The organism is Spirosoma sp. KUDC1026, from assembly GCF_013375035.1.
GTDB lineage: Bacteria > Bacteroidota > Bacteroidia > Cytophagales > Spirosomataceae > Spirosoma.
The window spans coordinates 3,132,283-3,153,547 of the sequence record NZ_CP056032.1 but is presented as its reverse complement, the minus strand read 5'-3'; the positions used below and the strand labels follow the sequence as shown (position 1 = coordinate 3,153,547).

The 21,265-nt window shown below is 52.9% G+C and carries 18 protein-coding genes and 1 tRNA gene; 14 read left to right on the top strand and 5 right to left on the bottom strand.

The features are described from left to right. Window positions 1–83 precede the first annotated feature (83 nt). From HU175_RS13165 to HU175_RS13130, 8 genes are all read left to right on the top strand, one after another. Window positions 84–1,097: a glycosyltransferase gene (locus HU175_RS13165; protein WP_228724150.1), complete on the top strand. Its 1,014-nt coding sequence runs from the start codon at window positions 84–86 to the stop codon at window positions 1,095–1,097. A gap of 110 nt (window positions 1,098–1,207) precedes the next feature. Continuing rightward, a complete protein-coding gene (locus HU175_RS13160) occupies window positions 1,208–1,828 on the top strand; it encodes an L-threonylcarbamoyladenylate synthase (RefSeq protein ID WP_176567036.1) in 621 nt (206 codons plus the stop codon). A gap of 99 nt (window positions 1,829–1,927) precedes the next feature. After that, on the top strand, window positions 1,928–2,968 hold the full coding sequence (locus HU175_RS13155) for a hypothetical protein (RefSeq protein ID WP_176567035.1): 1,041 nt from the start codon (window positions 1,928–1,930) through the stop codon (window positions 2,966–2,968). Between the two features lie 64 nt (window positions 2,969–3,032). Continuing rightward, window positions 3,033–3,233 carry a hypothetical protein gene (locus HU175_RS13150; RefSeq protein WP_176567034.1) on the top strand — a complete coding sequence of 67 codons (201 nt, stop codon included), beginning with the start codon at window positions 3,033–3,035 and terminating at the stop codon, window positions 3,231–3,233. A 153-nt stretch (window positions 3,234–3,386) separates the two neighbouring features. Then, complete coding sequence (locus tag HU175_RS13145) at window positions 3,387–4,262, top strand: alpha/beta hydrolase (protein ID WP_176567033.1); 876 nt, start codon at window positions 3,387–3,389, stop codon at window positions 4,260–4,262. A 2-nt stretch (window positions 4,263–4,264) separates the two neighbouring features. Then, window positions 4,265–5,149: an alpha/beta hydrolase gene (locus HU175_RS13140; protein WP_176567032.1), complete on the top strand. Its 885-nt coding sequence runs from the start codon at window positions 4,265–4,267 to the stop codon at window positions 5,147–5,149. Window positions 5,150–5,154: 5 nt separating this feature from the next. Beyond that, window positions 5,155–6,045, top strand: a complete 891-nt coding sequence (locus tag HU175_RS13135) for an alpha/beta hydrolase (protein ID WP_176567031.1) — start codon at window positions 5,155–5,157, stop codon at window positions 6,043–6,045. Window positions 6,046–6,047: 2 nt separating this feature from the next. Beyond that, complete coding sequence (locus tag HU175_RS13130) at window positions 6,048–7,601, top strand: carboxylesterase/lipase family protein (protein ID WP_176569211.1); 1,554 nt, start codon at window positions 6,048–6,050, stop codon at window positions 7,599–7,601. A 78-nt stretch (window positions 7,602–7,679) separates the two neighbouring features. On the opposite strand, the gene tig is transcribed toward HU175_RS13130, so the two are convergent. Further along, a complete protein-coding gene (gene tig, locus HU175_RS13125) occupies window positions 7,680–9,044 on the bottom strand; it encodes a trigger factor (protein ID WP_176567030.1) in 1,365 nt (454 codons plus the stop codon). Window positions 9,045–9,153: 109 nt separating this feature from the next. Next, a tRNA-Leu gene (locus HU175_RS13120) sits at window positions 9,154–9,235 on the bottom strand. A 184-nt stretch (window positions 9,236–9,419) separates the two neighbouring features. On the opposite strand from HU175_RS13120, the gene HU175_RS13115 reads away from it, so the two are divergent. From HU175_RS13115 to HU175_RS13090, 6 genes are all read left to right on the top strand, one after another. Beyond that, window positions 9,420–11,687: a RelA/SpoT family protein gene (locus HU175_RS13115; RefSeq protein ID WP_176567029.1), complete on the top strand. Its 2,268-nt coding sequence runs from the start codon at window positions 9,420–9,422 to the stop codon at window positions 11,685–11,687. A gap of 126 nt (window positions 11,688–11,813) precedes the next feature. Then, window positions 11,814–12,323 (top strand): Fur family transcriptional regulator, encoded by a 510-nt coding sequence (locus tag HU175_RS13110; RefSeq protein WP_176567028.1) that lies wholly within the window; start codon window positions 11,814–11,816, stop codon window positions 12,321–12,323. A 76-nt stretch (window positions 12,324–12,399) separates the two neighbouring features. Then, window positions 12,400–13,686 carry an adenylosuccinate synthase gene (locus HU175_RS13105; RefSeq protein WP_176567027.1) on the top strand — a complete coding sequence of 429 codons (1,287 nt, stop codon included), beginning with the start codon at window positions 12,400–12,402 and terminating at the stop codon, window positions 13,684–13,686. Between the two features lie 142 nt (window positions 13,687–13,828). Further along, window positions 13,829–14,560, top strand: coding sequence for a hypothetical protein (locus HU175_RS13100; RefSeq protein ID WP_176567026.1), 732 nt, complete (start codon window positions 13,829–13,831; stop codon window positions 14,558–14,560). Window positions 14,561–15,174: 614 nt separating this feature from the next. After that, window positions 15,175–16,407: an ethanolamine permease gene (gene eat, locus HU175_RS13095; RefSeq protein ID WP_410528602.1), complete on the top strand. Its 1,233-nt coding sequence runs from the start codon at window positions 15,175–15,177 to the stop codon at window positions 16,405–16,407. Between the two features lie 207 nt (window positions 16,408–16,614). Then, on the top strand, window positions 16,615–17,964 hold the full coding sequence (locus tag HU175_RS13090; protein ID WP_228724148.1) for a hypothetical protein: 1,350 nt from the start codon (window positions 16,615–16,617) through the stop codon (window positions 17,962–17,964). Window positions 17,965–18,018: 54 nt separating this feature from the next. Here HU175_RS13090 and HU175_RS13085 read toward each other — a convergent pair whose 3' ends face one another. The 3 genes from HU175_RS13085 to chrA all read right to left on the bottom strand — a co-directional run bounded on the left by HU175_RS13085 (window position 18,019) and on the right by chrA (window position 21,196). Then, window positions 18,019–18,909: an IS982 family transposase gene (locus HU175_RS13085; protein ID WP_176565439.1), complete on the bottom strand. Its 891-nt coding sequence runs from the start codon at window positions 18,907–18,909 to the stop codon at window positions 18,019–18,021. Between the two features lie 181 nt (window positions 18,910–19,090). Next, window positions 19,091–19,936, bottom strand: a complete 846-nt coding sequence (locus HU175_RS13080; protein ID WP_176567024.1) for an SMP-30/gluconolactonase/LRE family protein — start codon at window positions 19,934–19,936, stop codon at window positions 19,091–19,093. Between the two features lie 54 nt (window positions 19,937–19,990). Next, on the bottom strand, window positions 19,991–21,196 hold the full coding sequence (chrA, locus tag HU175_RS13075) for a chromate efflux transporter (protein WP_176567023.1): 1,206 nt from the start codon (window positions 21,194–21,196) through the stop codon (window positions 19,991–19,993). Window positions 21,197–21,265: the final 69 nt, after the last annotated feature.

The following is a 21,265-nucleotide window of genomic DNA, read 5'->3' as shown; positions in this document are numbered from 1 at the left end:
CACCCGGTAAGTTTGTTGAAACGAATCGGAGGTTGGCAAGTAATCTGATAGCACGGCCACCTCATCAGAATTTTGCTTTTTGTATGCGTTCGATTACCGGGCCATCTGTCTCCTTACCCATGAGCGTTTATCTGGATCAGATTCAGCCCTGGGTAACTGTTATCTGTACCTGCTTTAACCAGGCCCGTTTTATTACGGCAACGCTTCAGTCGGTAGCCGCTCAGGACTATCCGAACGTCGAGTTAATCGTGATCGACAACGCCAGTCAGGATACGTCTGCCGAACAGATCAACGCCTTTCAGAAGCAATATCCGGCCACTCGTTTTATTCAGAACGATACCAATCTGGGGCTTAACCGGGCGTTCAACCAGGGGCTTACGCTGGCCAGTGGGCGATACGTGATCGACCTGGCTGCCGACGATCTGCTCTTGCCCCACCGCATCAGTCGGCAGGTGGCGCTATTTGAAGAATTGGCTGGCCCTTATGCCGTTGTCTTTTCCAACGCAACGTATATCGACGAGCAGGGCAATCAACTGAATCAACACTACCCGACCGATCAGACGGGTCGGTCGGCGGTTCAGGTGCCATCGGGAAACGTGTTTCAGCAGGTGCTGGAGTCCTATTTTATCTGCACACCCACTATGATGATGCGCCGGGACGTCCTGAACGAACTGGGGGGCTACGACGAAACACTCGCCTTCGAAGATTTTGATTTCTGGGTTCGTTCCTCGCGTCAATACCATTACGCCTACCAGGACGAAATTCTGACGCTCAAACGACGGGTTGGCAATTCACTATCGGCGCAGGTCGTGCTGCCCAGCAATCAATTACTCCGGTCGTCCCTGGTAGTATGCCAGAAAGCACTGCCCCAATGCATTACGCCCTTGGAACGCCATGCTCTGGCGAATCGTATTCGGCGGTTCACGCGCAAGGCATTCTACGCCGAACAGTTCGATCTCGCCCAGCAGTTCGGGCAGTTGCTCCGAAAACTGGAACAGCCGGACCTGCTCACGCGCCTGGTTCTTCGGCTCAGCTGGCTGAATATTCCCGTTAATCGGCTGTACCGTCAGTACCGCCAACTGCAGCAGAAAGGGTAAACGCTGGCGCTCCAAAGGCCGCTGATTTAAACAGATTCCCCTTTTTCGGCGTTTTCCTGGTGACTGATTCCGTTCTGTTAGCAAACAGACGTCCGAAATTGCCTGGTACTATGCCCGCTGAGTTTTTAAAACTGTATCCCGAAAACCCCGATCCCCGCCGGGTTGACCATATCGTAAAGGCCCTCCGCGACGGAGCGGTTATCATTTACCCAACCGATACGATTTATGGGATGGGCTGCGACATTCACAATGCCCGCGCGGTCGAACGAGTGGCCCGCATCAAAGGCATCAAACCGACAAAGAACGATTTCTCGTTTATCTGTTATGACCTGAGCCACATTGCCGACTATGCCCGGGTGAGTAATCAGGCGTTCAAGCTGATGAAGCGGGTGTTGCCGGGTCCGTTCACGTTTATTCTGGAAGCGACCAACGCCGTCCCCAAACTCCTGAACACAAACAAACGGACGGTGGGTATCCGCGTACCGGACCATAACATTCCCCGGCAGATCGTGAAGGAGCTGGGTAACCCCATCATTACCACTTCCATCCGCGACGAGGACGAAGTCATCGAGTACTCGACCGATCCCGAGCTGATTTTCGAGAAGTTCCAGCACCAGGTCGACATTATTATCGACGGCGGCTACGGCGGGAACGTGGCTTCGACGATCGTTGACGCGACCGATGATGATTTTTCGATCATACGGCAGGGACTTGGCGAATTAGGGCTTTGAAAAGCAAGCCCAGCGTTCTATACTTGCACCGTAGGGTTAACGCTCGTTACCGACGACGTTCAACCCTTTTTTTGTGCATCATCCCTAATATCAGTTTATATGCGTTTATCCCTGGCCGCCCTTTCTTTTCTGGCCTTAAGTCAGTTGGCTGGCTGTACTTCCTCTCAATCCGACCAAAAAGACAGCCCTGCTACCGGCGGTTTGTCTGCATCGGCGGCCACTAAATCGTCAACGACTCCTGCCACACCGGCCTCGGAAGCCACTCCTGCCCCTGATTCCAGCGAAACGAAATCAAGCTCGACCGGTCGTACCGGCGACCCAACTCTGGATTCGCTGACATTTGCTCCGGAGGGTGCCTTATTACCAAAACACCGAATTCTTGCCTATTACGGAAACCCACATTCCAAAAAGATGGGTGTCTTAGGAAAATATCCGAAAGAGGATATGCTACGTCGGCTGGATCAGGAAATCAAAAACTGGGAAAAAGCAGATTCGGCCAAGTTGCCAATCCTTCCGGCGCTTCACCTGGTTGCTACGTCGGCTCAAGGCGCTCCTGGCAAAGACGGTGGTTACCGGCTACGGATGTCGGATAAAACCATCAAAAAAATCATTAAATGGGGGGATGAACACAAAGCCATCGTTTTCCTGGATATTCAACGGGGACATGCGCCACTAGGCCCCGAAATGGAATACATGAAGAAATACCTCAAGCTGCCTTTCGTTCATCTGGGCATCGATCCTGAGTTCTCGATGGTGACGGGCGCGAAACCCGGCACGAAAATCGGCAGCTACGATGCCGCCGATGTGAACCAGGCGGTGAAGTTCCTGAGCCAGATCGTGAAGGAAAACAACCTGCCCCCCAAAATCCTGGTGGTGCACCGCTTTACGCAGGGCATGATCAAGAACTATAAGAACATCAAACTAGATCCGAACGTCCAGATCGTGATGGATATGGATGGCTGGGGACCACCAGTTCTGAAGAAAGATTCCTACAAGGCGTATATCCAGAAGGAGCCCGTGCAGTACACCGGCTTCAAACTGTTTTACGAGAACGATTTCCGCAAACCGGGATCACGCATCATGACGCCTGCCGAGGTGATGGCGCTGACGCCAAAACCGCTGTATATTCAGTATCAGTAGTCGATTCAATTTAGTCCAACGCCCTGGTTTGCCGTTTAGACGGAAGGCCAGGGCGTTGGACGTTTTGAGGGTACACTGGAATGATTTCGAGCCCTACCGGCGAAACGTAACGTTTTACCCCGCCAACGACGTCCCTATTCTACCACTTATTGATGATCTCGATTTCATCCGGAACAAAAAATCATGGGGCTATACGTTTCGCGTTGGCTTCTTTGAGATGAAGCAAACCGGCTTTAACCTGATTCGAGATCGCCTGCTTGCCTGATGGTTTTCGGGGCCGAATCCGTAGTACGTATTGGCAGCTTTGCCCTGATTAGTTGCATTAATTTCTTGTTATAGCCCAACAAAAACGGATATTTTCCTGACTGGTGGTGTATTTTTGGCGTATTAGTTATTCCTACGTAAACCATCGTGTCTTATGCGCCTAATCCGTTTTCTCCTCTGTAGCGGCTTCCTGTTACTACCGTTCTTTGGTTTCAGTGCCAAAGTTGATACGCTGGACGTACCCAGTGCCGCCATGAAGCGAAATTTACGGGCGGGCATTGTCCTCCCCGAATCGTACGCGAAAGGAAAAGCGACCTATCCGGTGCTGTACCTGCTGCACGGGGGCGGTGGGCAGTTCAGCGACTGGCTAAAGCAGACGCCAGACAAAACGTTGCTCCAGCGCCTGTCCGACCAGTATAACCTCATTATTGTTACGCCCGAGGGCGATCGTTTGGGCGGTTATCTCGATAGTCCGATCCAGAAAGACAATCTGTTTGAAACGTATGTCACGAAAGAAGTCGTCGAAAAAATCGACCAGACGTACCGGACCGTCCGCGATCGCAAAGGGCGGGTCATCACAGGCTTGAGTATGGGCGGCCACGGGGCACTTTATCTGGCGGGCCGTCACCCCGATCTGTATTGTGCGGCTGGCAGCATGAGCGGAGCCCTGGACCTGAACGCCACCAATTGGCGAATCCCACCCGAGTTTGCCAAGCAGATCGAACCGCAGTTTGCCCGGATTCTGGGGCCTATGGGATCAACACCCGATTATTACGCGGCTAATTCGGTCGTCAACATGTGCGACAAGCTGAAAGCCAGCGGCCTGAAAATCATCATTGACTGTGGCGTGGATGACTTTCTGATCGAACCCAACCGGGAAGTACACCGTCGGTTGGTGTATAACAAAACCGAGCATGACTACACCGAGCGGCCGGGCGGTCACACCTGGGACTACTGGCAGAATTCGCTCCCCTATCACCTCCTGTTTTTCGCTAACGTCCTAAAAGCAAACGGCACAACAACGCAATAGATATGCTACGTTCCCGATTACTCAAACGTCTGTTTTTTGTGGGCATCCTGTTTCTGTCCCTACCAGTGCTGGCTGCGCAAGTCGATACGTTGGCCGTTCCCAGCGCGGTGATGAAAAAGCAGTTGAAGGCAGTGGTTATCGTACCCCAGTCCTACGCGAAAAGTAAAGCCAGCTACCCGGTGCTGTATCTGCTGCACGGTGGCTACGGCCACTTCGACGACTGGATCAGGAAACTGCCCGACAAAACGTTGCTGCAACGCCTGGCTGATCAGTACAACCTTATTATCGCCATGCCCGAAGGCGAAATTTTCAGTTATTACGTGTATAGCCCCGTCGTTAAAGACAGCCAGTTCGAGACGTACCTCACCAAAGAAGTCATCGGCCAGATCGATAAGACGTATCGTACGGTACGTTCGGCGAAGGGACGGGTCATTACGGGTCTGTCGATGGGCGGCTACGGGTCGCTGTACCTCGCCACACGCCACCCCGACCTGTACTGTGCCGCCGGGAGTATGAGTGGTGCCCTCAATCTCGACATGAGCAGCTGGAAACTGCCGCCCGAAAGCGCAAAAGGCATCAAGGGCGAATTTGAGAAGATACTGGGCCCTATCGAACAGTCGCCGGATCGGTACGGAAGTTATTCGGTCATTAACCTCGCTGACAAGATGAAAGCCAACGGCCAGCCACTGGTTTTTGACTGCGGGGTTGATGATTTCCTGATTGAACCGAACCGCGAGCTGCATCGGCGGCTGGTCTTCAACCAAACCCCGCATGATTATACCGAGCGCCCCGGTGGTCATAGCTGGGAGTACTGGCAGACATCGCTGCCCAACCATGTTCTGTTTTTCGCTAACGTTTTAAAAACCAACGGCACCACCGCCCAATAATGCCAATGTTCAATAAAGTCGCGACTCTATTTATAACCGTCAGTCTCCTAAGCTCGCTGCCAGCGCTGGCCGCCAAAGTGGATACCATCGATGTTCAGAGCCCGAGCATGAACCGAACGCTACGGGCTGCTGTCGTGCTGCCCGAGCGGTACGTCAAGGCGAAAAAACGGGATACGCAGGCATTTCCGGTGCTCTATCTGCTCCACGGTGGTTCAGGGAGTTTCCGCGACTGGCTAACCAAAACGCCGGATAAAACGCTGTTATATCGTCTGGCCGATCAGTACAACCTTATTATCGTAACGCCCGAGGGCGATCCAAGAAGCTATTACTTCGACAGCCCCAACGTAAAGACCAGCCAGTTTGAAACGTTCATTTCAAAAGAACTGATCGACCGGATTGACAATACGTACCGTACTGTCCGCGATCGGAAGGGGCGTGTTATTGCGGGTCTGTCGATGGGCGGTCACGGGGCGATGTTTATTTCCAGCCGTCACCCCGACCTGTACGCAGCTGCTGGCAGCATGAGTGGCGTCATGAACATCAATACAACGACCTGGAAGATAGACCCCGCTTTTGCGAAGTCCCGTGCCGATAGCTTTGCCGAGCTGCTGGGTCCGGCGCAGACAGGCGACACGCCGTATCCTGGCTACACGATGGTAACGCTTACGGATAAGCTTAAGGCCAACAACCTGCCCCTGATTTACGACATTGGCGTGGACGATTTTCTGATTGAGACGAACCGGGATTTGCACCGCCGACTGGTGGAGAACAAAACCCCGCACGACTACATCGAGCGACCTGGTGGCCATACCTGGGAGTATTGGGAAAACGCGCTTCCCTACCAGCTGCTCTTTTTCAGCAAGATTCTGAAAGCTAACAATGCGGCTGTTTTATGAGGATGTTTTTCAAATCATCTCCAACCCTACGCCTATTCCTCGCCAGCCTGTTCGTCTCCGCGGTGCTGGCGTTTACGGCAGCCCCCGATCCGTCAGCACCTGTGCCGGTGACGGGTGGTCGGGTGTCGGGCACGCTGAACAAAGCGGGCGATATTCGCATTTACCGGGGGATTCCGTTTGCGGCCCCGCCGGTGGGTGCACTGCGTTGGAAAGCGCCACAGCCCGTTAAACCCTGGTCGGGTGTACGGAAGTGCGACGCCTTTGGGCCCAGCCCCATGCAGGGTACCCCGGCTCCGTTCAGCATGTGGAGTGAGGAATTTCTGATTCCCAAAGCACCCATCAGCGAAGACTGCCTGTATTTGAATGTCTGGACGGGAGCGAAAGCCAGCACGGCGAAACTACCGGTTGTGGTCTGGATTTACGGTGGCGGATTCGGTAGCGGGGGTAGTGCCGTACCAATCTACGACGGCGAAGCTACGGCCCAAAAAGGGGTCATATTTGTGAGTATTAACTACCGGGTTGGTCCTTTCGGCTTCTTCGCCCACCCGGAGCTGACGAAAGAGTCAGGTCACGACGCGTCGGGGAATTACGGATTACTGGATCAGATCGCAGGATTGCAATGGGTAAAACAGAATATCGCAGCCTTCGGTGGTGATCCCAACAACGTAACAATTGCCGGTCAGTCAGCAGGATCGATGAGCGTCAATTGTCTGGTGGCCAGTCCACTCGGCAAAGGACTGTTCAACAAAGCCATCGCCGAAAGTGGGGCCAGCTTCGGCAGAAACTACCCGTCGCGCCAGGAGGCCGAAGAGAACGGTTTGAATGTAATGAAGGCATTGGGGGCATCTTCCCTCGCCGAATTGCGGGCTAAGCCTGCCGACGAAATTTTGAAAAAAGCCCAGGCTTTGCGCGGCCCTATCATCGACGGTTATGTATTGCCCAAATCTGTTAGCAATATCTTTGCTGATGGTCAACAGAATCGCGTTGCCTTACTGACGGGCTGGAATGAGGATGAAGGGTTGCTGAACGGTCCCATTAAGAACGCGGCCGACTTTCGTCAACAGGCAGAACAACGCTACGGCAATCAGGCGGCCAAATTCCTGATACTGTATCCGGCGTCTACCGACGCCGAAGCCAATCAGTCACAGATGAACCTCGCGCGCGATCAGATTTTTGGTATGCCAAACTATACCTGGGCGAACATCCAGAGCGAACAAGGCCAACCGACCTACGTGTACCGGTTTACTCGCAAAGTACCCGCCACCGGTGAGTACGTCAAATACGGCGCTTTTCACACGGGCGAGGTTCCTTACGCCTACGGCAACCTCGATTTCGTCAATCGCCCCTGGGAATCCGTCGACCGGGAGTTAGCCAGCACCATGTCTACCTACTGGGTGAACTTCATCAAAACCGGCAATCCGAATGGGTCGTCGCTGCCGAAGTGGCTCCTTTATACGCCCAAAAAGAAAGAAATAATGGTATTTGGCAAAACTGCCCAGTCGGCTTTTCTGGCCGACTCTGCCGCGCTGAATATGCTGTATTTTTTTCAGCGCTAGTTATTTCTCGAAAGCACTGCCAACAAAAAAAGCCCCGCCGAATGTCGGCAGGGCTTTTTTTATATATTAAGAAACAGCTTAGCGATTCTCAACCAGCGCTTTAAACTCGTCGACAGTAATGTCCTGCGTAACGATCGTCAGTTGCGTTTTGGCGTATTCGATCACTTTGTCGTCATACACCTGGTTGAACAGGCTGGTATAGTTCTGACCGTTGTTTTTATCATCCATCAGGTAGTTGCGGGCGATGCGATCAATCGTTTCGTTCATCTCCTCGTTGTCGCCACCCATGTAACCGAACTGGTTCCGAACCATCTCACGGGTTGCGCCCAGCACTTCGTCAAACTCAACTTTGATGTCGGCCTGCTCAGCGATCTTGTTTTTGATCAGTTGCAGCTTCACCGATTTCGTGAAGTCGTCGTACTGCTCCTCAACCTGCTCTGGCGTAAACTTCCCTTCGTTTACTTCCAGCAGCCAGTTTTTCAGGAACTCGTCGGGCAGTTGGATCGAGGTATTGTCCAGCAGCGTTTTCTCGATGTCGAGACGCAGCAGTTGATTCGACTCCCGCTCGTAGTTGCTCTTTATGATTTCGGCTACTTTCGAACGGAACTGCTCTTCGTCCGAAACAGCGCCTACGCCCAGTACTTTATCAAAGAACTCCTGATTCAGTTCGGCAGGTTCGTGGCGCGTGATGTCGTCCGTTTCGAACGTAAACTCACCCGTCAGGTTAGCCGCATCTTCTTTCGGTGCGCCCGTAGCCGTAGCCCGAGCTTTCTCATCCGGAAACGCCTGCTCTAGCTGGAACGTAATTACGTCACCTTTTTTCGTACCGATGAACTGACCTTTTGTCTCTTCAGCCATCTGGTTCAATGGGAACGCCGTTTTGGCCGAGAAACCAGCTTCTGCGCCTTCTGGCGTATTTACCTGCTTCAGTTCACCGTAGATGGTGTCGCCATCACCTACTTCATCAGCATGCGTATGGGTATGGAACCGCTGACGCAGATCAGCGATTGTTGACTCAACTTCGGCGTCACCGGCCTGAATTTCGTAGTCGGTTACGCTGGGCAGTTGGGCAAAATCAATATCAAATTCCGAAGCCAGACCCAGCGTGTAGCTGAACGCGAAATCGGTTTGGTTATCCCAGTCGATAGCGTCAGCCAGTTCCCGGTTGGGAACAGGATCGCCAACAACCTGTAATTTATTTTCGCGGATATACTGGCTTACGGTTTTGCTCAGCATCGCGTTGATTTCGTCAACCAGGATGCTTTTACCGTACATTTTCTTAACGAGCGAAGCCGGTACGTGCCCGGGGCGGAAGCCTTTCAGCTGCACCTTTCGGCCGTAATCTTTCAGCTTCTTATCTACCTCCGGCTTGTAGTCGTCCGGCGTCAGGGTAATTTTCAGCGAAGCATTGGTTTCGCTGGCTTTTTCTAACGTAATATCCACGTTTATCTCGGTTTAAAATGGCGAATGAGCGAATGATTGATTGAGTGAATAGCCGGAATACGACTTAAATCAATTCACTCATTCACTCATCCACTCATTCAAAACTTCGTACGGGCGGAGGGACTCGAACCCCCATGCCTCGCGGCACCAGATCCTAAGTCTGGCACGTCTACCAATTTCGCCACGCCCGCTTTTCCCAAATCAAAGCAGCGCTGCTGCCTTAACAGGGTGCAAAAGTACAACGCAATTCCAGGAATGCAAGGCTTTTGTTAAAAGGTTTTATTTTTTCTCAATTCTGTAATCAGATTACGGCGATTAATGTGTTAACTTGTTGTACGACTACAACCGAATTGCCATTACCCGCTAGCGATCCCTATGATGAATGCCGTCGAACGTCGCCCCAGTCCAGAGCCTGTCATTGATTTAGAGCAGGAGCGCCAGGAAATCCTTAAACGCTACCGACGACTGCTACGTGCTGCCAAACCCTCTCTCAAGGGCGATGATGCCAAACTGATAAAAAAAGCCTTTAACACCTCGGCCGAAGCGCACAAAAACATGCGTCGCCGGTCGGGAGAACCATACATCTACCATCCGCTGGCCGTCGCCCAGATTGCCGTTGAGGAAATCGGGCTTGGTCCCACCAGTATCGTCGCGGCCCTGCTACATGATGTGGTGGAAGATACGGATACCACCATTGCTGATATTGACCGGGCCTTTGGGCCCAAAGTAGCCCGGATTATTGATGGGCTTACTAAGATTTCGGGCTACTTTGAATACGGTACGTCGCAGCAGGCGGAGAACTTCCGCAAGATGCTACTCACGCTTTCGGACGACGTACGGGTGATTCTGGTAAAGCTGGCTGACCGCCTGCATAATATGCGGACGCTGGATTCGATGCCGCGCGACAAGCAGCTCAAGATTGCTTCGGAAACCATCTATATTTATGCGCCCCTGGCCCACCGTTTGGGCCTGTACGCCATTAAGTCGGAGCTGGAAGACTTGTACCTGAAACACGTTGAGCCGGAAGCCTACAAGGACATTGCCCGGAAGCTGCGCGAAACCAAGCTTTCCCGCGATCGGTTCATCAACCGGTTTATCGAACCCATCGATAAGGATCTGGCCGAAACGGGACTTGCCTACGTTATCAAAGGACGGCCAAAATCGATTTATTCGATCTGGAATAAGCTTAACAAATCGAATAAACCGTTCGAGGAAATTTATGATCTGTTCGCCGTTCGGGTCATTATGAACGTACCCCAGGAGCAGGAAAAAGCGGCCTGCTGGCGGGCGTATTCAATCGTAACAGATCATTACAAACCAAATCCCGACCGGTTGAAAGACTGGATCAGTACGCCACGTACGAACGGGTACGAATCATTGCACACGACGGTAATGAGTAAGTCCGGGCAGTGGGTAGAGGTCCAGATTCGTTCGGAGCGGATGAACGAGATTGCCGAAAAAGGATACGCGGCCCACTGGAAATACAAAGGTAACGACACCCAGACCGGTGCCGGGATCGAAACCTGGATCAGCCAGGTGCGCGATATGATCGAATCGGCGGGTAGTGGCGATAAGAAAGCCGCTATTGAGTTCGTGGACGATTTCCGGTCGAACCTTTACAGCGAAGAAGTCTTTGTCTTCACCCCGAAAGGGGATCTGAAAGTCCTGCAGCGGGGGGCAACGGCGCTCGACTTCGCCTTCGACATTCACACGCAGATCGGCGCACACTGTATGGCCGCCAAAGTCAACAATACACTGGTTCCGCTGAGTCACGTACTGCAGAACGGCGATCAGGTTGAGGTCATTACGTCGAACCGGCAGAAACCCAGCGAAGACTGGCTGCGGTTTGTGGTTACCTCAAAGGCCAAAACCAAGATCAAAGATTTGATCAAGGAAGACAACAAACGCTACGTTACCGACGGGCGCGATCTGGTTGCCAAGAAACTGCGGGTGCTGCGGGTGGAGATGACCAACGAAGTACTGAACCAGCTGCGGGCGTATTTTGGCTCTAAAACGACGGACGATTTCTTTTATCGGGTGGGTAAAGGCCACATCGATGTGCAGGAACTGAAGAAGTTCAAATCGGACAAGGAAGCTAAGGAAAACCGCGCCAATAAACTCAACACCGACGCCCTGCCCGATGCCAAGGCGTTCGTGAAAGAGCTAAAGAAGATCCACGGTGAACGCGCGGACGCCGATATGCTGCTGATTGGCGAGGATATGGACCGGATCGACTATACGCTGTCCAAATGCTGCAACCCAATTTCGGGCGATGATGTGTTTGGTTTCGTGACGATCAACGAAGGTATCAAGATTCACCGCGTTACGTGTCCTAATGCCGTTGAACTGATGTCGAATCACGGCAACCGAATCATCAAAGCCAAATGGACGTCCCAGAAAGAACTGGCTTTCCTGGCGGGACTACGCATCACAGGCACCGACCGGGTGGGGCTGGTCAACGACGTAACGCGGGTGATCAGCAACGAACTACACATCAACATGCGGTCGGTCACGATTGACTCGACGGACGGCATTTTCGAGGGAAATATCCGTTTATACGTTCATGATACGGGCCACCTCGAAACGCTGATGCGCAAGCTGGAGCGGGTTTCGGGTGTCTTTGAAGTCGTGCGCTTCGACTAGCACTTATTAGCCCCGCCGTTGGTTTTTCTATAAACAACCAACAGCCCATTTACTGGTGTGGCCGCATTCGTGCGCCAAAACCAGTTTTTAAGTCTTATTTTTGCACAAAAACCATCGGAACCGGATATGCCTGCGCCGACTCAATCGAATTTAGATTCCGCCCGGATGATTTTTACGGCCTACCTCGAACGGAAAGGACTACGTAAAACGCCCGAGCGCTTTGCCATACTGGAAGAGATCTACAACCGCCAGGACCACTTTGATGTGGACGAGCTGTATATCTCGATGAAGAACAAAAAATACCGGGTCAGCCGGGCTACGGTGTACAATACGCTCGACGTACTGGTTGACTGCGACCTGGTTACCAAACATCAGTTTGGCCGGAATTTGGCCCAGTACGAGAAGTCGTACGGGTACCGCCAGCACGACCACCTGATCTGCACCGACTGTCATAAAGTGATGGAATTCTGCGACCCACGGGTACAGAACATTCAGAACATGGTGGGCGACATGCTGAAGTTCAACGTCATGCACCACTCGCTGATATTTTATGGTTCCTGCAACCGCGAGAACTGCGAAAACCGCCAGGTAACGGAGAAAGCCGAACAGGGCGTTCAGGTACCGGTAGAGGACTAAATTGACTTGACAGGAGCATACGGCTACGATCAGGAAACACCCGATCGAGTGTGTTCTTCTTTTATTCTAGTTAACAATGGTAGATGTTTTATTGGGCCTCCAGTGGGGCGACGAAGGAAAAGGCAAAATTGTGGACGTACTGGCCCCACAATATCAGGTCGTAGCCCGCTTTCAGGGCGGACCGAACGCCGGGCATACGCTCGAGTTTGACGGGTTCAAACACGTCCTTCACCAGATTCCGTCCGGAATTTTCAGAAATGACATTCTCAACATCATCGGCAATGGTGTGGTGCTCGACCCAGTCGTTTTCAAAAAGGAAATTGATGGATTGGCCAAGTTCAACCTGCCACTGACCCAGAATCTACAGATCTCCAAGAAAGCCTCGATTATTCTGCCGACGCACCGTCTGCTGGACGCGGCCTACGAACAAGCCAAAGGCGAATCGAAGATCGGTTCCACCCTACGGGGTATCGGCCCAACGTATCAGGATAAAGTAGCCCGCCAGGGTATGCGGGTAGGTGATATTCTGTCGCCGAACTTTGCCGATAAATACAACAAACTGGTCGCGCTGCACAAGGTTATTCTGGATCAGAACAACTTCGATTACGCATCGGTATTGCCCCAGGCCGAGGAAGATTTCTTCGCAGCCGTTGAGTTCATGAAGCAGTTCTCGCTGACCGATAGCGAATATGCCGTAAACAATGCTCTGACGGATGGGCGTAAAGTTTTAGCTGAAGGAGCGCAGGGCTCGTTACTGGATCTCGACTTTGGGTCGTACCCATTCGTTACGTCGTCGAGCACGATGTCGGCGGGAGCCTGTACCGGTCTGGGCGTAGCGCCGGGTCAGATTGGCGAAGTATTCGGAATATTCAAAGCGTACTGTACCCGCGTGGGCAGCGGTCCGTTCCCGACTGAGCTGGATAACGAAGTAGGCGAAAAAATCCGGCAGGAAGGCCGAGAGTTTGGCGCGACGACAGGACGTTCGCGCCGGTGCGGCTGGCTCGACCTGCCCGCCCTGAAATACACCATCATGATCAACGGCGTAACGCAGCTGATCATGATGAAAGTGGACGTGCTGAATATCTTCGACGAAATTGAGGTCTGCACCCACTATCAACTGCCCGACGGTACGGTCACGGAGCAAATGCCGTATGACCTCTGCGACACAGCAGTGACGCCTGTTTACAAGACGTTCAAAGGCTGGCGTTCGGACCTGGCCAATATCCGGACATTCGACGAAATGCCTGCGGAACTGGCCGATTACGTACAGTTCCTGGAAGAAGCGCTGGGACTACCCATCAGTTTTATTTCGACCAGCCCCGACCGGGAAGCCATCATTCACCGGCAGGCGGTAACGGCTTAATATCCCTCATTACGATACAGACAAAGGAGCATTCGTAGCCGGGTGCTCCTTTGCTTTTATAGCCCGGCTAGTAGACTACCAACCTTGACAGGCTTGCATAAGCGGTCCGGATTTTACAACTTTAGTAGCGTAAACAAAACCTATGTCCGCCCGAAATTTTTATCAGACACTCTACCAGACCGATACGTTATTTCGGCTGGCCGATGATGCCTGGACTCCGGTGGTGCAGTCGCCAACCGACACGTTAGTGGACGAGCCGGTTGATGCTACTGTTTCCGAACCCGTTGCTGTAACAACTGGCTTTCTTGATGAACTGGACGCGATAACGGCAGGCACTGCTATCGTGGCCGACACAGTAGCCGCTGTCGAAGCTGTTGCAGTCGAACCCGCTGACGAAGCACCCGAGCCGGTTGTTGTATATACGCCCGAACCCTTACCAGAACCCGCCCCGCGGCCAACGACACCATCTATCCTCCCCCCCATTCAACAACAGTCGCGCCTGCCGAAGCTGAACCACAAAGTGCTTGTCTTGGCCGACGAAGAACTGGACCCCAGCAACCTGCTCTTTCTGGAGAAAATTCTGAAAGCCGTGAACCTGAACATCGACGGCGTCGATCTGCTGAATCTGCATGGCGTTCGGGACGTCAACTTCGACGAACTGCTGAAGGGCAAATACATCAACCATTTCATTACGTTCGGGGTACCGTTTGAACGCATCAACCTCGACATCATGATGGACCGGTACTCGCCGGTTCGGTTCGAGGGTATTACCTTCCTGATGGCCGATTCACTGCCGACTATCGAAGCCGATCAGGCGTTAAAAAAACGGCTGTGGCAGGCTCTCCAGCGCGTTTTCCTGCAACGATATAATTAATCGGCAGTCTTGCCTTCATGAAAGTCAGGCTCCGACGGGTGCTCTTAACCGATTTGTGATTCTTGAAGCTGTTAATAAACCAGCGCCAAGTAGTAGCCTAACGGGTCACTCCCCTTTCTGTAGTATCGGAACAATAGCCATCCGACTATTGGATAAAGCCTATCCGGTGGACGGGTGATCTCGGCAGGCAAGAGGAAAGCCGTCGGCGTCCCTAGTGCCCATGGGACCTCTATGATCTGGACACCGACCGGCATAATCTGGCCGCTAATCATCCCGATCTGGTGGAATTTTCTAAAAACAGCGGATTGAGTGTGCGCTGTCTGATACGTAGAGTTTATTCTTCGTTGGCACCCATAGGATACTCCTACTGGGCGCTGATGTTTGTCAGCAGGACAAAGGACGTAATAGCATTGTAAACGCCTGTTCGCTATTTTGCAGCAACAGTCGATGTCCACACGTAGCTATTGATTGCTCTTTACGCCACTAGTCTTCTTCGCAACCTGATGAACAACCCGCCGAAAAGCTCCGCCCCACTGCCTGCGTCCAACGCTTCGTCCAGCCCGTCTTTGCGGAAAGTCATCACCACTACGCAGCTCTGGGCCATTGCGGTTGGTATGGTGATTTCGGGCGAGTATTTCGGCTGGAATTATGGCTGGGCCACGGCCGGAACAATTGGTTTTCTGATCGCGACGTTGCTGGTTACAATCCTTTACATTGCGTTCATTTTCAGCTATACCGAACTGACAACGGCCATTCCCGACGCGGGTGGGCCATTTGCCTACGCATCCCGGGCGTTTGGCCCGACGGGTGGGTTCATCGCTGGTTTCGCTACGCTGGTCGATTTCCTGATGGCTCCCCCGGCCATTGCCGCGGCCCTGGGAGCCTACGCCCATTTTCTGCACCCTGAATTACCAGTATTGGGCGTGGCCGTGGGGGCTTACTTCGTGTTTATCGGCATCAATATCCTGGGCGTTAAGGAGTCCGCTAACTTTTCGGTGATCATCACCATTCTATCGGTCGTTGAACTGCTGGTTTTTATGGCGCTGGTTGCTCCATCCTACAAAACCGAAAACGTTCTGGCTCATAATGAAGGGTTTGGCGTTGGCGGCATCTTCGCAGCCATTCCGTTTGCCATCTGGTTCTACCTGGCCATCGAAGGGGTAGCGATGGTCGCCGAGGAAGTCAAAGATCCGCATGAAACCATTCCCCGTGGGTATCTGCTCAGTATCGGTACGCTGGTCGTGCTGGCCATCGGCACCATGCTCCTCTGCGCGGGCGTAGGCGACTGGCGGCAGTTGAGTCAGATTGATTATCCCCTCCCCGAAACGTTGGCTATGGCGCTGGGGCGCCAGAATTCGTGGGCCAAAGTTTTTGCGGGGCTTGGCCTCTTTGGGCTGATCGCTTCGTTTCACGCCAATACCCTGGGGTATTCCCGGCAGTTATTCGCCCTGGCCCGGGCGGGCTATTTGCCGTCGTTTATGGCCGACGTGAACAAGCGCTTCAGAACACCGCACTGGTCGCTGATCATCGGCGGACTAATTGGGCTGGCCGCGCTTTATTCGGGAACGACGGGCGAAATTATTACGCTGTCGGCGCTGGGCGCTGTGCTGATGTACATTGTCAGTATGGTTAGCCTGTTCGCGTTGCGTCGGCGCGAACCCAGGCTGGAACGCCCGTTTCAGACCCCCTGGTATCCGGTCGTTCCGTTCGTAGCGCTGGCCTTATCGCTAGTGTGTCTGGTAGCCATCATGTGGTATTTTCCGGGACTTACGGCCATTTTTGCGGGACTGATGGCAGGCTGCTGGCTATTGTTTCGGTTCCTCATTCTCCCCACGATCCGGCAATGAGACAGGCTTCAGTTTGGCCGATATTTGGATCATTGGGGCACTATTCACGTATTTACCACCGTTTTCAACGCAGCGATCAGGCTTGCCGACCGGATTTTGTCCTCCCGGCAGGGATAACTTGTTCGCATTGAACCGCTTCCGCCAACGACACCCGGTCGACTCGAGTGTGAGCAGACTTACTGGCGGAAACGTAATGAATCGACACGTATGGAAATGAATACTAATCCCGATTTTCGTCATGGCTACACCAGTGGCGTGGAGGGCGTCAGTCGGGAAAACTACGAAGGCTATCTGTCGAGTCGGGTTAATTCCGACTGGCTGGCCGAACGTATCGAACAAAAACAAACGGAACTGACCGACACCGAGCGGCAGTTGACCGACGCGACCAACGCCCGGCGGGCTACCTACGCCGAGTTGCAGAATCACGCCCTGCAGGTCGAACGTCTGGCGAAACAGGTCGAGAGCCGCGAGGCAGACCGGCAGACGCTCATTGCCGACCGCGACCAGCTCCGCGAACGCCGGGCGAAGGCATCGCCGGATTATTCATTGCTGGCGGGAATTCTCTTTCTGATCGCGGGAATTTCGTTTCTGGCGGGGGATCTTATTATCTCCCACGAGATTGTCGCCTACGCCCTGAATATCCGCAATACCAACGAAGCCTGGGCCTTCGCGGTTGGTCTGGCGATGGTCTCTATTCTGTTAAAACCCGCCTACGACCGGCTGATCGAGCAGCCGTACCAGGAAGACCCGGTCGCTAATCGCAGCAAGTACGAACGCTTCAAGATTACACTGGCTGTTTTCTCGGTTCTCACGCTGGCCGTGCTGGGCTGGTTCCGGTACGAAGCCTACCGCACGGATCAGTTGAAGGCCGCCATCAACAAATCGGTACGCCAGCTACAGCTGAACACCGACCCAACGGCCACGACGCAGGCGCTCGATGCTGTTACGCTCAGCAAGATCGAAAAACAGTTGAGCGAATCGAGCGAGCTAAATCTGGCGCTGGTCAACAGTCCCTGGGCGCTGCTGTCGTTCGTCCTAAGCGGCATTTTGTTTGCGCTGGCGGGGGCTGTCTGTCTGGGTATTGCGCTGCCCGTACTGTCGGCGTTCTGGTTCCGCTGGCTCCAGGCTGATATTAAACTCTGGAAGCTACGCCGTCGGCTCAAACGCCTGGATACGGACATGGAACCTCTGCTGACCCAGCTGGCTGAACAGCGGACGCAGCAGAACGTGCTCCAGCACAACCTGGACCTGCTCCCAACCCTCGACGAGCTGAAAACCCAGCGGCAGACAACGAGGGCCGAATTAAACACGCTAATGGCCGAACTGAAACTGGCCCTGGCCGATAGCCGCATCAGTACGTTCAACGACGGCTACAACCAGGGCGAAGCCATTCGCGGCTCGCTGACGGACGATGAGCAGAAACAGCTGCTGAAAGGGCGCCTGTCTCCCACCAAGGGGGTGGCCACTAACGGCACGGCTCAGGAGAAACCTGCCAACGGCACTTCGCATCCTCAGCCGCCTTACCAGCCCATTCATACCGTTTCGGCGGACGAGTAGTAGATACGACTACGTGCTGTACTCAGGTCAACTTTTTGAGTAACATAACGTGAATTATGGATAAATGCGTTTTTGAACTGGGATCACAATAGATGGCTTACGGTCATGAAAACAATAAGCGATCAAACCTGCCAAGACATTGATCTGGCTATTAAGCGCACTCCGATGGCGAGTGTGTTCGAGGTCGAAGACCGATGTTAGCAAGGCATTGACCGATTCGATTAAGCCGCGCTTGCGTAAGTTGAGTTTATCACTCAAGGGCATCAAGGTGTTCTTCATCCGGCGTCGAAGCTTGGTTACTAAATGAAGACCTCGCTGGTAAAACTCGGCAAACAGTTTAGTCAAATACCCCCGGTCGCCAAAGCACTGTCCCTGCAAATCCGCCAGTAGCTCTGGCAATAAGCTGGCGTTGTTGTCCGAGACATTACCAGGCGTAATGATAAAATTGATTAACTCGCCGTACTGATTAATGACTAAATGCGCTTTTAGCCCAAAGAACCAGCCCATAGAGGACTTCCCACGGGCGGCCAGGCCAGCAAAGACCTTATTGGCCTGGATGCGATGGTTATCACAGACGGCCAGCGGTTTACTATCGACAATGTAGAAGCCGGTTCGCTGGCCTTGGGCACAAAGCCATTTTAAGAGTACAAAAAGTCCAGGTAGTAAGCGAGGCATACGGGCCACGAATCGCTCGTAACTGATCAACTTGGGAAAATAACTCCTTAGTTGAGCCTCTACCCAGTCTTGGTAATAGTACTGAAAGCATTTGGCCCCTGAATGATGATAGAAGATTGTGATCGCTAACATCTCACTGTCGGTTAACTCGCCCTGTCGAATAGTGGGCAAGGTGCCTTGCTGCATTTGCCACTGGGTCAGGACATTGCAAAAATCATCACAGGTGATGAAGATCTCAATTAATTTAAGGGCCTTATCTTCGCGAAGCATAGGAGCAGGTGATTGAGTTTTGTTACTTGGCAGTGCAAATCTCGCTATCACTTGCTCACTATGTACTTACTATCAGTCAGTTAAATGGGGAGTTATCCATAATTCACGTTAACATAGAATGAATAGGCCCCATCAGCTTTTAGCACTGATGGGGCCTATTCATTAACAGCACTAGTCAAGATTACTTCACCGAGTAGGCTTTAACGGTGTTGTGGAAGAACGTAGGGATAAATAACACTTTGCTGGCGGGATCGTAGCCAATGTCCGCCGTGTTGATTTTCTCCGCCGACGTATCGAGTTTGAGCTCGGGCGTACCGTCAGAATTGACGTACCACACCTTACCGCCCCACTCGGTAACAATGTATTTTTTGTTGCCGAGGGCCACAATTCCGTCGATCCCCCCCATGCCTTTGGCAATCGTTTTTACTTCTTTGGTGGTCGGATTCATGGACAGCAAGGAGCCATCGCCGTTACCGATCAGGACCTGATCGTTCTCAAACAAGAGTCCATTATTGCCTTTCAGCGGAGCCCCTCCCAGAACAAGAGTCATTTTTCCATTCTGTAAGGCCCATATTTTGCTGTCGTTTGAATCCGAAACATAAATAATACCTTTCTTCGTATCAACGGCAATGTCGTTGAGGAATTTAGCCCCGTCGACGGGATACCGGTTCACAATTTTTCCGGTTGCCAACGCGATTTCGGCGACCTGCGTCATTTCCGTGACGTAGAGTTTGTCGCCCAGAATACCCATCCCTTTTGTCGAGTTTAGGTTCTCGGTGAATTTCATCTGAATCACCTTACCATCCATCCCCAGTTTAGCCACGTAACTGGTTTTGTTTTCCAGCGATGGGCCACCATTGATACAGGCTACGTACAGCACCTTTCTGGCAGGATCGACCAGCACGCATTCGGGGGTACGGATGGTTGTATCGGTCTCCCAGAGCGGTTTCAGATTAATTGTCTGGGCCTGAGCGAATGACGTAGTAACGACAGAGCTAATGAACAGAAAGCGAGTAATTTTCTTCATGATTAACAGGTTTAGGTAACTGATTATATAAATTTTAAGAGATGACTTGTTTGCTCACGGAATGACCACCCCGGTCAGTAAACCAATGGCAATCAACACAACGGGGGGAATGCGGGTATAAACCAGCGCCAGCATGGTTAGCCCCACTACCACCACAGACGGCCAGTGGGGAGCCATCGGCTGAAACAGGACGATGGCCGCTGCAGCCGTGAGCCCCGTACTGGCCGCGTTAACCCCTTCCAACGAGGCACGTACCACGCGGTAGCGTTTGAGCTGTTCCCAGAACCGGTAGACAAAGAAGATCAGGAACGTACCGGGCAGGAAAATCCCCGCTGTGGATACAAAACTTCCCCAGAACTGACCCATCAGCCCGGAGTCGCGCATGGACATAGCCCCGATGTAAGACGCAAAGGCAAAAACCGGCCCCGGTACGGCCTGCACCAGCCCCAGGCCGGACAAAAATTCTTCGCGGGTCAGGTAGTGTTTAAACGCCACAAACTCGTTGTAGAGCATGGGCGTCAGCACCTGCCCACCGCCAAAAACGAGGCTGCCGTTCCGGTAGAAATTCTCGAACAACCGAACTGGCAGCGACTGGGTAACGGCCCCCAAGCCAGCAGCGCCGATCAGAACACCCAGCCACAGCAGAAAATTGCTCCATTCGATGCGAAGGGGCTGCTTTTCCATTTTGTCCTGCTTCTCATACGTCAGCGCCGTCGTCAGTCCACCGAGAATGATCACAATCGGTGTCATGTAGGGCGATCGGAATACGTACGCCACCAGGGCCGCCGTGACTGCCAGCGCCAGACTCACCTGGTTTTTGATAACCTTCTGGCCTATACGATAGCCCGCTACGATCAGAAAGCCCACGGCCATCGGCTGAATAAAGCGGGCGAAACGCAGGGATAGATGCCGCTGCTCCAGGTAAAACATAATCATGCCCACCGCCGTCATCAGCGACACGGCCGGCAGCACCCATACCAGTAACGTCAGGTATGCCAGATTAGGACCACCAATTTTGAAGCCAACGGCGGTAATGGTCTGGGTGGAGGTTGGACCGGGAAGAATCTGACCAAGCGCGTTCAGCTCCAGCAGTTCATTCTCAGTAATATAGCGCCGTTTCTTCACGAAGCGCTCGTAAAGCATTGCCAGATGCACCTGGGGGCCGCCAAACGTAGTTAACGACAGAATCAGGACATCTTTCAGAAATATGATGTACCGAATCCGACGGACGGGTGCCGCTTGCAGTAAAGAATTTGCCATAGGCCGCTGAATGGTTCGCGGGCCGTGTCCGGCGGGAAAGGCTTGTCGGACACGGCCCGCTGCTACGTA

What these genes read in the sequence shown, in the direction of transcription:
- HU175_RS13165 (WP_228724150.1), top strand. Translation starts at nt 84, where the DNA reads ATGCGTTCGATTACCGGGCCATCTGTCTCCTTACCCATGAGCGTTTAT.
- HU175_RS13160 (WP_176567036.1), top strand. Translation starts at nt 1,208, where the DNA reads ATGCCCGCTGAGTTTTTAAAACTGTATCCCGAAAACCCCGATCCCCGC.
- HU175_RS13155 (WP_176567035.1), top strand. Translation starts at nt 1,928, where the DNA reads ATGCGTTTATCCCTGGCCGCCCTTTCTTTTCTGGCCTTAAGTCAGTTG.
- HU175_RS13145 (WP_176567033.1), top strand. Translation starts at nt 3,387, where the DNA reads ATGCGCCTAATCCGTTTTCTCCTCTGTAGCGGCTTCCTGTTACTACCG.
- HU175_RS13140 (WP_176567032.1), top strand. Translation starts at nt 4,265, where the DNA reads ATGCTACGTTCCCGATTACTCAAACGTCTGTTTTTTGTGGGCATCCTG.
- HU175_RS13135 (WP_176567031.1), top strand. Translation starts at nt 5,155, where the DNA reads ATGTTCAATAAAGTCGCGACTCTATTTATAACCGTCAGTCTCCTAAGC.
- HU175_RS13130 (WP_176569211.1), top strand. Translation starts at nt 6,048, where the DNA reads ATGTTTTTCAAATCATCTCCAACCCTACGCCTATTCCTCGCCAGCCTG.
- HU175_RS13115 (WP_176567029.1), top strand. Translation starts at nt 9,420, where the DNA reads ATGATGAATGCCGTCGAACGTCGCCCCAGTCCAGAGCCTGTCATTGAT.
- HU175_RS13110 (WP_176567028.1), top strand. Translation starts at nt 11,814, where the DNA reads ATGCCTGCGCCGACTCAATCGAATTTAGATTCCGCCCGGATGATTTTT.
- HU175_RS13105 (WP_176567027.1), top strand. Translation starts at nt 12,400, where the DNA reads ATGGTAGATGTTTTATTGGGCCTCCAGTGGGGCGACGAAGGAAAAGGC.
- HU175_RS13100 (WP_176567026.1), top strand. Translation starts at nt 13,829, where the DNA reads ATGTCCGCCCGAAATTTTTATCAGACACTCTACCAGACCGATACGTTA.
- eat (WP_410528602.1), top strand. Translation starts at nt 15,175, where the DNA reads ATGGTGATTTCGGGCGAGTATTTCGGCTGGAATTATGGCTGGGCCACG.
- HU175_RS13090 (WP_228724148.1), top strand. Translation starts at nt 16,615, where the DNA reads ATGGAAATGAATACTAATCCCGATTTTCGTCATGGCTACACCAGTGGC.
- HU175_RS13085 (WP_176565439.1), bottom strand. Translation starts at nt 18,909, where the DNA reads ATGCTTCGCGAAGATAAGGCCCTTAAATTAATTGAGATCTTCATCACC.
- HU175_RS13080 (WP_176567024.1), bottom strand. Translation starts at nt 19,936, where the DNA reads ATGAAGAAAATTACTCGCTTTCTGTTCATTAGCTCTGTCGTTACTACG.
- chrA (WP_176567023.1), bottom strand. Translation starts at nt 21,196, where the DNA reads ATGGCAAATTCTTTACTGCAAGCGGCACCCGTCCGTCGGATTCGGTAC.